At 40.1% G+C, this 16,804-nt stretch carries 11 protein-coding genes; 4 read left to right on the plus strand and 7 right to left on the minus strand.

Annotation, left to right across the window (positions count from 1 at the left end):
- Positions 1–217: 217 nt before the first annotated feature.
- The 5 genes from BMG01_RS04565 to BMG01_RS04585 form a co-directional block, all read right to left on the minus strand.
- Positions 218–493: a transposase gene (locus BMG01_RS04565; protein WP_004910748.1), complete on the minus strand. Its 276-nt coding sequence runs from the start codon at positions 491–493 to the stop codon at positions 218–220.
- A gap of 77 nt (positions 494–570) precedes the next feature.
- Positions 571–2,109: a hypothetical protein gene (locus BMG01_RS04570; RefSeq protein ID WP_036068549.1), complete on the minus strand. Its 1,539-nt coding sequence runs from the start codon at positions 2,107–2,109 to the stop codon at positions 571–573.
- Positions 2,110–2,416: 307 nt separating this feature from the next.
- Positions 2,417–7,828, minus strand: coding sequence for a S8 family serine peptidase (locus BMG01_RS04575; RefSeq protein WP_004915726.1), 5,412 nt, complete (start codon positions 7,826–7,828; stop codon positions 2,417–2,419).
- 286 nt (positions 7,829–8,114) lie between these two features.
- Positions 8,115–8,831: a YebC/PmpR family DNA-binding transcriptional regulator gene (locus BMG01_RS04580; protein WP_004915723.1), complete on the minus strand. Its 717-nt coding sequence runs from the start codon at positions 8,829–8,831 to the stop codon at positions 8,115–8,117.
- Positions 8,832–8,881: 50 nt separating this feature from the next.
- On the minus strand, positions 8,882–9,415 hold the full coding sequence (locus BMG01_RS04585) for an rRNA large subunit pseudouridine synthase E (protein WP_004915722.1): 534 nt from the start codon (positions 9,413–9,415) through the stop codon (positions 8,882–8,884).
- A 194-nt stretch (positions 9,416–9,609) separates the two neighbouring features.
- On the opposite strand from BMG01_RS04585, the gene hemH reads away from it, so the two are divergent.
- The 3 genes from hemH to BMG01_RS04600 all read left to right on the plus strand — a co-directional run bounded on the left by hemH (position 9,610) and on the right by BMG01_RS04600 (position 12,634).
- Positions 9,610–10,554, plus strand: coding sequence for a ferrochelatase (gene hemH, locus BMG01_RS04590; protein ID WP_004915720.1), 945 nt, complete (start codon positions 9,610–9,612; stop codon positions 10,552–10,554).
- Complete coding sequence (locus BMG01_RS04595; RefSeq protein ID WP_004915717.1) at positions 10,547–11,863, plus strand: Nramp family divalent metal transporter; 1,317 nt, start codon at positions 10,547–10,549, stop codon at positions 11,861–11,863. The genes hemH and BMG01_RS04595 overlap by 8 nt, the downstream gene beginning before the upstream one ends.
- 126 nt (positions 11,864–11,989) lie before the next feature.
- A complete protein-coding gene (locus BMG01_RS04600) occupies positions 11,990–12,634 on the plus strand; it encodes a CHAP domain-containing protein (RefSeq protein ID WP_004915714.1) in 645 nt (214 codons plus the stop codon).
- A 167-nt stretch (positions 12,635–12,801) separates the two neighbouring features.
- On the opposite strand, the gene BMG01_RS04605 is transcribed toward BMG01_RS04600, so the two are convergent.
- Together BMG01_RS04605 and BMG01_RS04610 are read right to left on the minus strand one after the other, a co-directional pair.
- Complete coding sequence (locus BMG01_RS04605; RefSeq protein WP_004915711.1) at positions 12,802–13,650, minus strand: MetQ/NlpA family ABC transporter substrate-binding protein; 849 nt, start codon at positions 13,648–13,650, stop codon at positions 12,802–12,804.
- 432 nt (positions 13,651–14,082) lie between these two features.
- Positions 14,083–14,739: a YoaK family protein gene (locus BMG01_RS04610; RefSeq protein WP_004915779.1), complete on the minus strand. Its 657-nt coding sequence runs from the start codon at positions 14,737–14,739 to the stop codon at positions 14,083–14,085.
- Between the two features lie 146 nt (positions 14,740–14,885).
- Here BMG01_RS04610 and BMG01_RS04615 point away from each other — a divergent pair, with 146 nt between their 5' ends.
- Positions 14,886–16,733, plus strand: coding sequence for a DUF2207 domain-containing protein (locus BMG01_RS04615; RefSeq protein ID WP_004915780.1), 1,848 nt, complete (start codon positions 14,886–14,888; stop codon positions 16,731–16,733).
- The last annotated feature ends 71 nt before the right edge of the window (positions 16,734–16,804 follow it).

Genomic DNA, 16,804 nt, shown 5'->3' on the forward strand with positions numbered 1-16,804 from the left:
AATCGCAGACGTGGCGCGCCATAAGCTTTATAGTTATTTTGCCAAATTTCACGCAACAAAGCTTTTAAAATCGTGTCTTCTCGTTGTCGTTGGCTCTCAGTATAGTGAACCCAATCAAAGTAGGTGCTTTTGGGTATTTTGAGTAGGCGAAGCACCATCATGAGTTTAAAATGCTGTTTTAGCAATGATTGGACAATAGGAAAATGGGTCTTACGTGTTACTTGCGATGTTCGCCCAGCAAAACGGCCGCAATTTTTAAAATTTCGTTTTCTTCTTTAAGTCTTGCGACTTCTTTCTGCATTGCGTTAAATTGGGCACGAGTCACTGGCTTACCAGTAACGTCCGTCCCAATGATTTGGGCTTTCTTCACCCAACCCGTGACGGTTTGTACAGCCAAATGGTATTCATTGGCTAGAGAATTAGCAGAACGTCCCTCGTTATACAAGGCGACAATTGATGACTTAAATTCTGTTGAGTATCGCTTAGCTTTCATAATATAAAAAAACTCCTATACTTGATTATCTCGGATTATGCCCTAGAAATAAAGCAGTCCGGATTTTCAGTATACGATCATTTTGCATCCGCCACTGCTTTCTCCGCCGCAGCTAACTTATTTTGATCCTCACCTGACAACTCACTTGACCACCCATAAACCGGCTCATTTTCAATCTCTGTTGCATAAGCATAGTCCACAGCATTCACATTAGCACCCAGTATATTAGTTTCTTGCGAACCGACGAACACACTACTGTTGTTATATTTATAAACCCAATGATTCTTGTCATATTCGTCTAAATCATACGCATTATTATGACCATTATCTGAGCCGACATCATATCCTAAGCGCATTAGATCATCTCGGGCATTTGACCTCAACCCATTAAACAACGTATATGATACCGGACATCTTTTCTTAAATTCATCATCAATTGTTGTGTCATTGGTTTTTGCCGCCGTCACACTTTCCTTATATTCAGCACTTGCCGTAATTTGATCAAGTTGGCCTTTGACACGGAAGTAATCAAAGAATATGGCTGTCATCATATCACTCGCCCATACAGTATAGTGACTCATGACATATTCAGCAAATGCTTCACGCGTTGCGAACGTTTGCGTATTAAACAATTCTCTTAACGATTCATAATTACTCATTACTCGGAAAATATTTTCTTCTTTAAAATTAGCGCTAACTATAGCAGCTCCGAACTTACAAAAGTCGTTGAAAACTTGTAGATTCTCTGATTTTGGTACTTCTACAGCTTGTTGTTTCTTATCATCGAAGCCCCAATCAGAGGTATGGTAGAGCGCAGCGTATTCATTCACATACTTTTGCACATCATCTTTGTCCTTACTGGCAAGGTTAATGTGATGACCTGATTGATATTGAGAAATTTTCCCAGCAACGGTGCCAAATGGTGTTCTCGTATCTTTAAGCTTGTCCTTAAAAGATTCGATTCTATTTTCAATTGAGGCTTGATTAATCTTATCTGATAAGGCACTGCCAAGGTTGTCTAGGTGTATACCAAGATCGTCAAGCTTCTTACTTATCTCATTGAGTTTTTCGTCTGTTTTATTTCTTGCAGCTGGTGTAATCCAGTCAATCAAACAACCCAGTAATGCACCAAGCGGTCCAGCAAAACCAAGTGCTTTCATAATAGTTGGCTTGTTGACTGCTTCAATGAACTTTTCACCAATAATTGTAGCGATATAACTGGCCGATTGAGCTGCTAAGGTCGCATCAGAGGTAGGCTTGTTTTCACCATACATCGCTTTTTGTTGTTGATAATAGTTTGTCTTCTTGAATTTTTGTTGGAAATTCTTATCATCAAAAGCGATGATATCCGATTTCTTTACGTCACTATCTGCTTTATTCGAGTCAGTAGTACCTGAATCATCTTGTTTTGTCGCTGTAACGGTATTAGTCTTTTTGTCGGCAGACTTTTTCTCGTCCGTTTTTTGCGCCGGCTTAGCTTCTGCCGCTTTCTTAACTTGTTGTGCCACCGCCTTTTGAACCACCTCAGCGTGCACAACTTCAATGCCACGCGTGGCACTGACAAAAATTGGGCTTAGAGCAACGCTGATTAATAGCGCTGATTTAAGTTTGGACATGTTTGTTTCTCCCTAATCACATTTTTGTTCATCTCATGAACTCTTTGAACATTTATATAGTTTATACGCCAAATATGTCTACCCCATGAACGAATTATGAATTGAATTTCGACCAAATGGTCATAATTTGGTGAAAAACACTTGTACAGTATACAAATTTTCATGATTTCAGGACAATTGTGGTGTTTTTGTAAACAAAATGTGAAGTTGGAATTTTGATCAATTGTAAGCGTTATCACACAAAAACCGGTTGAATATTGTTAGAATTCAACCGGTTTACTGCAATAAATTTATGCCTCAAGTTAATTTACTTACCAACTTGATGAACCACAACTTCATACGTATCACCCACATTACCAGTATCCGATAACTGATATGGCATAATGTTGTATGTTGCAGTCTCGTGCTTATTTAACTTGTAAGTCTTACTGAACTTCTCTGGGGAAAAGCCAAGATATGGCGTGCCGTACTTGCTAGCACCATCCCAGTTAGTTTGACCAACAAAGACATTTTCACCGTTGACATTCACAGCAACACCTGTGTTATAGGCAGATACCTGCCCGCTCAACGTAAAGCTAGTGTTTGTCGTGTAGACATCAAAATGGTGGCTATTAGGTCGTTGCACCCAATTCGTGTCAGTGTCAAGATGAATTGCTGGTTGACTCAGGTTAGTTTTCAACACATGTTTTTGTGTCTTGGCAGTTGTTTCACCTTGAACTGTTTGATCATATTTCACGACAAACGCTTTTTCAACAACAGGTCCAACGTGATGCGCTACAAACTTAAAGCTACCATCTGGGTTAATGGTGACTTGATTTGATTTGTCGTCTGGGTTAGCACTATTCAAGACAAAACGCAGATTTTTGATAGAAGGAATTGCATAACCCGTGATTGTATAATCTTGTGTGAATGGATTATAGCACGTTAGAGCACCATTTTCATCAAGCAAGTTGCTTGGTGTAACTGCGATATCAGAACCAATCATCATAATTGGCCATTTATCATTAAGCCCCAAAGACTCAGCATTGTGTTCTGGTTTTAATGGTAGAATTGCGTCATTTTCCTCGCCATTGTCTTTAACAGATGATAAGCTTTCGCCTTCTGGTAAACGATAGACCGGCATGCTAAATGTCTTACTAAAATCAGACAATTGCCAACGATAGTGATACAAAGGATCGTTGGGCGAAACATCTTTTTGTAAACAAGCATCATTGAAAAACCAGTTTTCACCACCTGCTGGTGTTACAATACGCGGCAATATATCACTATACTCGGCTTCATAACCAGTAAACTGAACACTCTGAAGACCGTTACTAGCACAATCCTTTGATCCTCCACCTTCATAGTTGCTAGCTTTTTTTAATAGATTAAGACTGTTATTTTGTAAGTTAGCTAATGTTTGTGCGTCCCAAAGGCCGATCTGACCACTATAGGCCCCATCAGCAGGTAATTTAGTGGCCTCAACATTCTTTTCTAGACCATGCTGTCCAGTATAGACTTGCATATTTAAGTGATTATCAGTCCAAGTTGGGTGTGCAACACAAATCGTGCCAGATTCCTTATCAATCACTTGATTATTATAAATCAACACCTTATCTGGCATATGAGCACCAGTGAAAGCACCTTTGATATTTAGGCTACTTGTACTATACGGCACGACAAGAATTTCATGATTTCCTCGCTTAATCCATTTACCATGAGATTCGTTTGCTAAAGCTGTTTGATCTATTTCAGTATCAATTCCCTCGCCAACAGGAATCTCTGGTACCACAGGCTTAGTCAACTCTTTACCAGATTCGTCAGTAAACTTAAGATATCCAAGTTTACCCACTTTAATTCTTGTTGACCAGTTACCCTTTTTAGCCGTCACGGCAACATGGTCAATTTGTTTGTCTTGACTATCAAATGACGTGACATTAAATTGTTTATTTTGATTCCAAGAACCATTAATTTGCATTGACCAATACTTTGAATCTACTGCTTTTAAATCAAAGGCGTTGATACTTTTATGCTCACTTGGCGCACTATTGGGATCAACGTGTTCTCCAGTTTCAACATGAACACGATTTGCATCCATTGACAAGTTACTATTCTCACCATCAACTTTAGTTATTTTAATCATATTTTGATAATCAACAGTAAATTTGCTTGCCAATTGATCTACTTGAGTATTAGTTTCTTTGGTACCCTCAACGGGTAGCTTAAATTGACTTTCATACCAATCGCCATTTCCAGCACGGTCACGCAAAGTAATTTCAACCTTGTTATCTTGCTTTTTCAAGTTTTCAACCTGGTCTTTGTTCAAAAGAATATCAAAATAATTGTGTAACCAGCCAGAAGCTTTCTCCTTCTCAGGTGTGTCAAACTGATTAGAACTTAGGATCGAATTCAAACGTAAATCAACTCTGCCACCCACGTAATCATTAGAAAGGTCAAACAAACCAGAACCTTTTTCATCAATGTCGGCAGTTAAATGAAACCCGTCTTTTTTATACTTCAAATGTGCATTTTTAACTTTCGGCATGATATTATCGACGGTTAACTTACGGAATACCGTCTCAGTTTTAGCACCATCTAACATTTTGGCTTTGGTGCGGATGTAATAGACCCCATCAGCTACCTTTTCAGATTTACCTGTTTTAGTATTTGGTACAGTGCCATTCCATTCTGTACTAATTAGTCCCGGCTTAGACTGCTGATAAGTTGCTAAATGCGTCAGGACGGTCTTTTTATCCGCTCCCAACACGTCAACATCAATTTGTTTCGTCCAACGTAACATGTATTCTAAATCAACTGCTGACTGATGCGCACTACTCTTTTGAAATGAGATAGCCGCGTGATCATTATCACTTGTATATTGTGTAACGTATTCATTAGAAGCAATACCCGTATTTCCTGTGACTAATGGTCGCAAATAATGAGAATCACCTAAATAACCCCAGCCTTTAATTGATCCTTTTTCTTGTGCTGGCTTATCAATGACTTGTCCTGCGTCCCAATCACCATAGTAGCCAAAGTAAGGAATATTGGCTGCAGGTTCGCTGTCTTTGGTAGATTTAACTTGAACATAGCCTTCTACCCAGCTCTGCTTAGTTTGAGTTTTTGGCACAGTGACTGTCACGGCAACCGTCTTTGTCTGACCAGCTGGCACAGAAACTTGATTTTTACTGGTTGTCAATTTAGCGTTAGCAATGTTATGCTCACTCACTAAATCGAGATAGGGTTGTTCATCACGATAATAGTAAGTCCCAACACCATTCAAACTGGTTGTATCTAATGCTATACCGTCGGAGTTATAGGTTGTTCGAATACCCACTTCGTTTGGTGACTTGGAATCAGTGGTACGAATTTCAGTTGCCACACCACCAAGTCCTTTAATCGAATAGGTAGCTGCTTTATTACCGACGTTTTTGATATTCAAGCTAAATGTCTTCGTCTGTCCACTAAAGCTCTTCAAATCAACTGCACCATCTTGATCTTTGGCATCAGTAACAACTGTGCGTGATTTAATAGCATTGTCAACTTGAACTAAACCAGCACCTTGTTGACGTGGTGAATAATAAGCTTGACCATCTTTACTGTATACTGGTTGTGCTGTATTTTGTAGCAATGTCTTCATATTCTTGATGAACTTGTTGCTACCTTGACCAAGATTGATATGTTGTTTTTTAGCTTGTTGCTTCAACAATGCCACTGTTCCAGCAACAAATGGTGATGCCATACTTGTGCCACTCATTTGTGCATAATCTTTATTAGACAATGACCAAATATTACCGCCAACACCGGTAACATCAGGCTTCAAGTTCAAGTCTGGCGTACATCCCCAAGATGTGAACGTACTCATCTTGCCTGTGTTTTGATTATCTGAAGTTGTCGTCGTTGGTGCACTTAGCGACGCGTTTGCTACTTCTTTTCTTTTATTAGCGTCTTCATTTGTTGCATCTTCTGGTAGTACCTCTTTTTCATAATAATCAGGCGCTAATTCTCTTACCTTAGCAAGCAATTGTTTCCCACTTTGATAGGATATCAACATTGCAGGTGCATTTTCATCATCTACCGGTGCAGAATCGCAGCCAGGTAATGGTCGATCTTTATAATCAATTAAAATCACCATGTCGACATTGTTATTTTTTGCAGCCTTCTGCATATCTTTAACTGTCGTACCGGCATTAGGATCCGGATTGTATTGAATGATTTTGATTTTATGAGCGTCCGAAGAACGATCGAAACCTTTTGAAAACCAATCGGCTTTTTTTGTCTCGTCAAAGTTTCTCTCGCCATCAACCCATGGCACATCATTATCCTTAATCGTATGTTCCTTCGTCCAAAAGTTATCTGGAATCCCTGGTGACACACGCACCGGCACTTTATCACTAAATGTCTTGCCTGTGCTATCTGAGAAGTTTGTCGTCAACGCATGTGTTTGCGTACCTTCCATTGATGCTACTGATATAGCCCCGTCAGCAAGTGACATGGAACTAATTGAAATATCTTCTTCAGGATTATGGGCAACAGTATGTAAATCAGATTGTTCAGCTGATGCTCGACCATCATTTGACGCTGCCACAACCGGGACAACACCCAACTTTGCCGCTCGATTTAAAGCAGCCGTTTCTGGCATCAGACTAGAATAGTTAGTCAATGATGATCCCAGTGACAAGTTCAACACGTCAGCGCCAAGCTTCACTGAGTCTTCAATGGCGTCCACAATCGAGTCGGTTGACGCCCCATTGTGATGATTACTGAACACTTTCATATCCAGCAATTGCTCTTCAGGTGCCACCCCTTTGACTTTACCGTTAGCCGCCAAGATACCAGCCACGTGCTGTCCGTGTTCGTGAGTAATACCGCTGTCTTTTAACTCATCTTGAGAATCAATGTTATCCGCATAATTGTGGGCAAATGGCACTTTGTTGGACTGGTAAACACCATACGAACTGAATTTTTGGAACAGTTTTGAACTATCTTTGCTTAACTTAGCCTGTTTACTACCTATGGTGGTTAATTTCAAATCAGGGTGTGTGTAATCGATGCCCGAATCAATGTCAGCAATCAACATGCCACTGCCGTCGCCGCCATGCGCTGAACGCCAGTCGTCAGTCACTTGGGCAAGATCATTATCATTAGAGTTTGCCGGCTGATAAACACTTTGAATGTGGACTTCTTTCACGCCAGCAATCGCTGACAATTGCTTCACTTGTGTTGGCTTAGCCATAATCGACAAAGTATTGACCAAATACCCACTTTGTTTTAGAACTTTTTTACCGGTGATTTGCTCGGCACGATTTTTGATTGGCGTTTGCTGGTCAATTACGTTTTGCTCGGCTTGATTGATACGATTTAGCGTTGCTGACGTACCGTCAGGGTTTGGGGTGCTTGATTTTTGCGCTGCTGCCTCATCTGACAAACTCAAAGTCATTTTGACATAAGTATTAGACTTTTCTGCTAACGTCATTTCCTTAGGCTTTTTGCCTTGCGCAGTGAGTTGCGTGTCATAAGGCGTCTCAATCCCTTTTGTTTTCAAATCATCAGCTTTTTGTGCTTTAGTTTTGACAACCGCTGTCGGGAAGTTCTGGACGACCGTCTGCACCTTTTGCTGTTTTGCGGTCTTGTAGGGCGCTAGGCGATGCTGCTGATAGGTGTTGACACCAACCGTTGTACCAGCAATAGCCATCAAGGCAAAGCCCGAGAACATTAGATAAGCTTGTCGTTTTCTCATATTCTTCTCTCATCTTCAAATTTTTTGTTCATGAACATTGCACCATTATAGTATAAAATTTACCCCATAAACCATTTTTTCACAGTTTATTTACAAACTTCTTTTTTTGAACACAATTCCTCATAAAAGCTATTTTAAAGCCTTTACAGCAACTTTCAGGGGTTTAATTAACCTATTCCACGTCCATTATCAACCACATTTTGAAAATGATAATTTTATTATTTTTAGCACATATTTGCAAAAAAAAAAGCCAATAACATGTTATTGGCTTAGTGAAAGATATTTATTATAAGGTCACGTTGTGGTGAACTTGTTGCACGTCTTCATCTGACTCTAAGGCGTCAACTAATTTTTCGAATGCTTCTAAATCGTCACCTTCAAGTGTCATTTCTGATTGTGGCAACATCGTAATTTCAGTGGTTGAAAATTCAGATACACCACTGTCGCGCAATGCCGCAATTGCTTGATGCAATGCAGTTGGCTCTGTATAAACAACGACTTGATCATCTTGTTGTTCCGCATCACGAACGTCTACTTCGGCGTCTAATAATGTCTCTAAGGCACCATCAGCATCATCCCCTTCAAAGACAATCACACCAGTCTCATCAAAAAGATAGCTAACTGAACCTGAAGCGCCATAAGTGCCACCATTTTTGTTAAAGGCCGTGCGAACGTTGGTTGCTGTACGGTTGACGTTAGAAGTTAAGGTATCCACAATAATTAATGACCCATTGGGACCAAATCCCTCATAGCGTCCTTCAATGAAAGTCTCATCGCCCGAACCCTTGGCTTTTTCCAAAGCACGTTCGATAACGTGCTTTGGCACCTGTGCCTGCTTGGCACGTTCGATAACAAACTTCAAAGTTGAGTTAGCTTCTGGATCAGGACTACCACCTTGCTTGGCAGCAGCATAAATTTCAATCCCATATTTACTGTTAACTTTGGCGGCAGCACCATCAGTCTGCGCCTTTTTCATTTTAATGTTTTCCCATTTACGTCCCATGAGGTCACCTCTTTTAATTTATATCTTTTAATATTATACCGGTTCGTCGCCTATTTCACCACACGATACTGGCCCGGCTTCAAATCAGCAATGTGATATTCCCCAATATGCGTGCGAATCAACCGTAACGTCGGAATTCCCACAGCTGCTGTCATACGACGCACTTGACGATTGCGCCCCTCTTTGATTTTGAGTTGAATAAAACTCGTCGGTTGATTTTGCCGGACGCGGATCGGCTTTTCACGCTCCCATAGCCATTTTGGATAAGGAATTCGTTTCACTTTGGCCGGTAAGGTCATGCCATCTTTGAGCATGACACCTTGCGCTAATTCACGCAGTTGGGCTTTTGTTGGAATACCGTCTACTTGAACGACATAAATTTTGTAGGCTTTATTCTCGGGGTCAGTTAGTTCATGGTTCAACTTGCCATTGTCGGTTAGCAACAACAGCCCTTCACTATCCATGTCTAAACGCCCTGCCGCATAAACGCGCGGAATGTCAATATAGTCAGCTAAAGTGGGTCTCCCTTGATCATCTGTGAATTTTGTCAATACATTATAAGGTTTATTAAATAGTACAATCATGCTGTTGTAGTAGTGTCCTTTTCATTGTAAAAAAAGAAGCAAATCAATGCGGTGATTTGCTTTAATAGCATTATTATTGTATCACATCCACCAATAGTCACTGTAACAAACTGAGAGATTATCCCATTTCTTGTACCATTTTTATCAAACGATAAGGACTTGCTTCAATTTATACTAGTTAGTGAGGGAAAATTATGAAAAATAGTCTATTAATTGTTAATCTTGGCACGCCAGCCGAGCCTACCACACAAGCAGTCAAACAGTATCTCAAAGCCTTCTTGTCCGACCATAATGTCATTCAAATGCCAAAATGGTTATGGCAACCAATTCTCAATCACATTATTTTGCCAACTCGTTCATGGCGTTCAGCGACGTTTTATCAACATGTTTGGCAACCATTGGGTTCACCTTTGATGCAATATACAAAATTGCAAGCACAACAAATTCAAGCGCTTTTGCCTGACTGGCAGGTTAGCTATGCCATGACTTACGGTCAACCAAGTATTGCTGGTGAACTACACAAATTACAAAACGCCGGTGTTGACAACATCGTTGTCCTCCCACTTTTTCCACAATACAGTACTACAACCACAAAATCCATTGTTGAACAAGTCGAAGCAACAGGAATTCCCACACAAATCATTACTGACTTTTACCAACACGAACATTATCAACAACTTCTCGCTAAGACGGTGGCTAGTCAGTGGGATCCTGATAAATACGATCAGTTGCTGGTCAGTTACCACGGCATTCCCAGCTCGTATGTCCGCAAAGGCGATCCATACTTACAACAATGTACGGACACAACCGCAAATTTGATGTCATCGGTGCCGTCACTCAACCGCGACAATGTCACCCAAGTATTCCAGTCAAAGTTTGGTCCCATGCCCTGGTTAAAACCTTATCTACGGCCAACCTTGCAACAATTACCTGTACTCGGTAAACGACGTATCTTGATTGTAACACCATCATTTGTCGCTGATTGTCTCGAAACCCTTGAAGAAATTAATGTCCAAGGCTATCAAACTTTTGGTAGTACGGGCGGCGAATTGTATGATGTCGTGCCACCTTTTAACGATTCCCCTGACTTTTCTAGCTTTTTAGCACAGTTAGCCACTGACGAGGTGGCTCATGACTGAGAAAAGTCTCTCTGAAATTAACAATTCTGTTACCGTGCCAAGCGTTTATGAAAGTGCATTTTGGCGAAAATTCTTAGCTTATAGTGGCCCCGGCGCTCTAATTGCTGTGGGTTATATGGATCCGGGCAATTGGCTCACGTCGATAATGGGTGGTATTCATTATCGTTATTTACTATTGTCAGTCATTTTGATGTCAATTTTAGTGGCGATGCTAATGCAATATTTAGCCGCCAAACTTGGTGTTGTGACACAACTTGATTTGGCACAAATTATTCGTCAGCATGTTAATCGTCCCGTTGCAATCTTATTGTGGTTATTATCTGAACTCGCCATGATGGCAACCGATATCACCTCGGTAGTCGGTTCTGCGATTGCATTAACGTTACTGTTTAAAATACCATTATTTATCGGCATTTTAATTACTAGTTTGGACGTTTTATTGCTACTCGCTTTGCTACGATTTGGTATTCAACGCGTTGAAGCCATTGTGTTTATTTTAATTTTTGCTGTTGGTTTAGTATTTGCTTACGAAGTTGCATTATCACAACCGCAACTAGGTGATTTATTACGTGGCTATTGCCCACAAATTAGCTTAATCCACCATTCGCAATTAATCCTATCACTTGGTATTATCGGTGCCACAATTATGCCTCATAATTTATTTTTACATTCCTCTTTGTCGCAAACCCGTCGTTTTGACCACGACGATTCGGCGCAAGTTGCTGAAGCTGTGAGATTTTCTAAATGGGACTCCAACGTTCATTTACTCGTTGCTTTGATTATCAACTCTTTGTTACTGATTCTTGGCGCTGCCCTGTTCTATGGTACGCAAGCCAATCTGTCTGCTTTCAGCGACTTGTACCATGCGTTGCAAAATCCCCATTTAGCGGGTAAAATTGCGTCACCATTTTTGAGCACTTTGTTTGCTATCGCCTTACTCGCCTCAGGTCAAAACGCCACCATCACTGGTACATTGAGTGGGCAAATTGTCATGGAAGGTTTCACAAACTTGAAACTACCACTCTGGTTAAGACGTGTTATCACGCGTCTCTTGGCAATTATCCCTGTTATTTTACTGGTGATCTTATTTGGCGCAAAAGAAGGTGTGCTCGACCAACTGATTGTTTACTCACAAATTTTTCTCAGTATAGCGTTGCCATTTTCGATGTTTCCACTCGTGTATTTCACCAGCAAAACACGCTACATGACGACAAGATTTGTTAACCAGAAGTGGGTGACTGTACTGGGTTATTTGATTGCGAGTGTTTTGACTATTTTGAATGTGCAGTTGATTTTAAGTGTGTTTTAAAAATGCCATTTTTTCTAAACATAGAAAAATCACAAACAAATCACAATTCAACCACAATCTCACAATATCTAGGTTATATCATGATTATAGAATATATTTTGATTATTAACTACGAAGGAGCATTGTATGAATTCATCACTTGTAAAAACTATTTTCTTAGTTGCCGCAACTATGAGCGCAGCATTTGCCATGTCAAACACGGAGGTCAGTGCAGATACTCATCGTGTCGTTAAAGGTGAAACCGTTTATGATATTGCGCTAGCCAATAATACCTCAGTTTCAGAAATTGTCCGAATTAATGGTCTCCCCTCAAATGGGCATTGGATATATGTTGGAAACGAATTGAAAGTTAATGAACAATCAGAAACCAATACATCGGACAAAGAAAACAATCACGACGCTGCATTCGTAGCTATTGATAAGCGTAACGAAAATATTAATAACGCAAAAAATAGCTATCCATTTGGGCAATGCACTTGGTATGTCAAAGCGAGTTTAGGCTGGGTTGGTAATTATTGGGGTAACGCACAGGACTGGGCCAAGTCAGCAAAAACAGCGGGGTATCAAGTTAACGGAGAAGCCAAGCCGGGTAGTGTTGCTGTATTTTCACCTGGACTCCACGGTGCAGATGCAACCTATGGGCACGTTGCTGTCGTGGAAAAAGTTAATTCAGATGGCACAATCTTAATTTCTGAAGGAAACGCTGGCCGCGGTCTTTATAGCACCAGAACAGTACCTACTGCGAGTGTCCAATTCATTCATCAAAATTAATTGCCATATCTTATCAACATACAATAGCCATAACACTAATATCAGTGTTGTGGCTATTGTTTTACTCAACATAAACTCGTGCAATGTTTGGATGGTTCATTTATAACGACTTATCAAGCCATTTTTTATGATAAATCGCTTGCATATGCATAGCAATGAAAAATCAGTTATTGTACCTTTGGTGCGCCCTTCCAAACAGCAATTTCTCCGGTGCCACTTTTGTTATCAATATAGTCCGCCACATTATCGGATTGATACGCTTTAACAAATTTTTTGATTGCAACACTATTTTTCTTGCTTTTTGTTGTTGCAATAATATTAATGCCGCCATGTGTACTCTTATTAACTGGCTGTACATATATCGCTGACTTGATCGATCGACCAGATCCGACGATAAAGCTAGGATCAATTGAGGCAACATCTACTTCCGGTAAAGTTCTAACCAATTGATCAGTTGCTAATTCTTTAAATTTCAGATTCTTCTTATTCTCAACGATATCTTTTACCGTTGGATCTTTTACATTACTGGCTATTTTAATCAATCCTGCAGATTGCAATACCAACAAAGATCTGCCTTGAGTGACCTTACTATTAGAAATACCAACCGTTCCATTTTCTGGAATATCTTTAATTGATTTGTGCTTGTCGGAATATAAGCGACCAGCCACTAAAATTGTTTCCCCCACAGGTACAATATTAGACTTATGGCTCTTGTTCCAATCATTCAAAAAGATGTAATGCTGAAAAGCATTTGCGTCAATATCGCCGGATGTTAACGCCGCGTTAGGTTGTGTATAATCCGTGAACGTTTTTATTTTTAAGGTCAATCCTTCTTTTTTGGCATTATTTTTTATAATTTTCCATTGCTTGTCTGTGCGTTTATCGCCTGCCATGATACCAACTGTCAGTGTCTCTTGATCTTTACTTTTGGTCTGTGGACCAAAGCTGGCATAGGCAATGCCGGCGATAGCGACGACAGCCACACCACCAACAAGCCATTTAGTTGTTTTACTCATGATACGTATTTCTCCCTGTTTTCTCTAATTGATAATTCCTGATTTTTAGAATGGCGATGAACAAGCTATTTTTTCAATCAAAAAAGCCGCTTCTGTACTTTATAGATACAGAAGCGGCTTACCATAAGCGCGATACCATTCTGAGTTTGGACTATTTGTTACCAAATAGTTGCTCACTAACCATCGGGCATCGGGAAATGATCCTAGCCGAATGGTGTGCCCGTTAACGGGGGCCAAATCGTTGCAAACTAAACGGTAAACCGACTCGTCTGCACCAATCACAGGTCATTTTCACAATCGCACGCACGCTAACTCACATCTCCCGTTAGCTTTCTTGGCTTTGATAAACTGTTACTTTCCTGTTCAATTCGTTTCATTCTAAAAATCGTTATAGATAATACTACATCCCATTCATTCTAATGTCAACACTTTTTATTTTTTGAATAGTAAACCAAAGACGATTAACACAATTAAGCTGGCACCAAATAGGGCGTAAGTGCCTAGTGCCTGAGCCAATAGCCCTGAAATGAAAGCGCCAAATAGAAACGCTAGAACGAGCCAAAGAAAATGAAAAGTATTGCTCAAAAATTGTTTGTCCCCAGTGTAGAAAAAGTTGGTAACGTTAGTGCCGATACTGCGTAAATTGCCTGTTGACATGACGCTTGTGAACGGAAGACCTTGCAATTTAGGAAAGGAATCAAGTTGAATGGCTAGAAAGAAAGACAAAAAAGCAATGAAAAATGTACTGCTCAAGTACTGGTGCATGGCAACGATGGCCGTAATACCAATAAATTCAAGTAAAATACTGTGCTGTTGAAGGGACAAACGTCCTTCAGGCCATCGCTTTTTCAGAATTGTATTGCAAGCGGCACCAATAGTGAAAAAAAGAATTGGCCAAATAAAAATCATGCTGGCGCCAAAGCGTCCATGGGCTAAATTGAATCCAGCCTGAATGAGGTTACCTGTTTGTAGACTAGCAAAACGTGACTCATGATATTGAAATGTGTAAGCGTCAACAAATCCAGAATTCATCGCTAGTAGTAAGCCAATCGGCAATCGTTCGTGAATGGGGTGTTGTGTTGTAAGCATTATTGTCTCCCTAAATAATCGTTGCGTATCTTTCCACTTTAGCACTTTGACATTATTTTAGGCAATAAAACCTTTAATTATCTAATTCTCCTAATGGTGAATGCCTTTTTTGATATAATGGGAACAAAGAATTAGGGGAGAATGAGATGAAGTGGCGATTTTTAATACTGACTTTGTTGTTTGCTATGTTTGGCATACAACAGGTTTCAGCGGATGATGACTATGAGATAACTAATTGGCAGCAAACAGTTGCAATTCAGCCTAATGGTGACGCTAATGTGACTAAGCAGGTGAGCTATTCGTTTGATGATGATATGCATGGCGTGGTTATGCGAGAGGGTTTGGCAGCAGGTAAAAAAGCGTCAGCACTGACGTGGGGTGGCTTAAAATCAATCAAAGTTGCGGTGAATGGCCAAGCTCCGACAGTCATTCAACCAAGACAAGGTGCGGCGCAAACCGGTTACGTTGAAACAAAAACGTCAAACGCAGTTAAAGAAAAAGTGTATTATCCAGTTCGAGAGAATGATAAGTTAGTTGTCACTTATCAGTATGTTTTAAAAGGGCTGGTCACAAATTGGGACGATGTCGCTGAGATTAATTGGCGACCAATTTCTGACTGGGATGTTGATTTAGACAAGGCAAAGTTGGTTATTAAATTGCCTAAAAAATCACCTAAACAACTAAAAGCTTGGGTGCATAGTCGGGCAAAAGGAGATGTTAAGCTAGATAAAGCACAAGGTGAAGTGATTGCGATGAGTGATACTGTTTCGGCAGATGAATCATTAGAAATTCACATGTATTTTGACAGCGATCAGACACCGCTTAATCAATTACGTCGCTCTGGCAAACGTGCGAAACGGATTAACCAGCAAGAAGCAGCGATCGTGGTTAAACATAACCGATTTGTTTTTTGGATGATGATTATTGCTTTCTTGGTTTCACCAATTCTGTTTGTGATCGTACTGTTTATCGTATTTTTGCAAAACAAAAAAGTGCGTTATCAACAGAATTTGGCAAAACAAAAAAGCGGTACTACTGGTGAACCAGTCCATATTTTTGATTTACCAAACGATCTTGGACCGGCATTAATTGCTGAGCGATTAGCAGAAAAGTCCGATGACGCCAAAATTGTCGTGGCAACGTTGCTTGATTTAGTGGCCCGTCATAAAATAACAATGACTTATCAAGGCATGAAGCGACCAGATGAGATTACCTATCAAGTGACTGATGAAAATGGCTTGCAACCATTTGAATTATCTTTTGTGAGAATGATTTTTGGCAAAAATCGTGATTTAGTCCGTCATGGCGATTTTAAAAAGAAACAATCACCAGTTTCAAAAAGTATTAGAAAACGAATTGGCGCTTTCAAGCAAGCATTAGCCAAAGCAGAGCAACAGACACGCATTGTTGACAAAATTGCTACGCAAAAAGCGACTGATGCCAAAACAATGGCGTTGGGTGGCTTAATTGTATTATCAGTGATTTCAGCAGTTGTGTTAGGAATTATTGCTGATCAAACACAAGTGTCGAGTATCTGGGCCATTATCGTGATTGAGAGCGTCGTAGCGCTTGTAACGTTATTATTGACAGCTACTCAAAAAACGATTTTCTTCACTGTACCAGACGGTATGCAGGAACAATGGCAGTGGCAAGGATTTAAAAAAATGTTACATGATATTGCACACTTACAAGACAAGCAGGTGCTAGACGTCCAATTGTGGGATAAAATTTTAGCTTATGCAGTCATCTTTGGGGAAGCCAAGAATGTCGCTAATCAAATGAAAATTTGGGCTAAAGACATGGATTGGAATACTGATAATACATTGTTGTTTGTGCCATATTATTTGTATGGTAGCGACTGGAGTGATGGTTTTGTCACTAGTATCAATCAAGATGGTGCTTTCCAATCAAGTAGTAATGTGAGTGGTGGCGGTGGCAGCTTTTCTGGCGGGTCATCCGGTGGCGCTGGTGGCGGCGGCGGTGGTGCTTTTTAACATCGAGTGGTCATAAATTAAACAACATTTTTCAAAAAAATTTGTTATACTATATGTATAAGTTAATTTCT

This window comes from Leuconostoc sp. BM2 (assembly GCF_002095565.1).
GTDB lineage: Bacteria > Bacillota > Bacilli > Lactobacillales > Lactobacillaceae > Leuconostoc > Leuconostoc falkenbergense.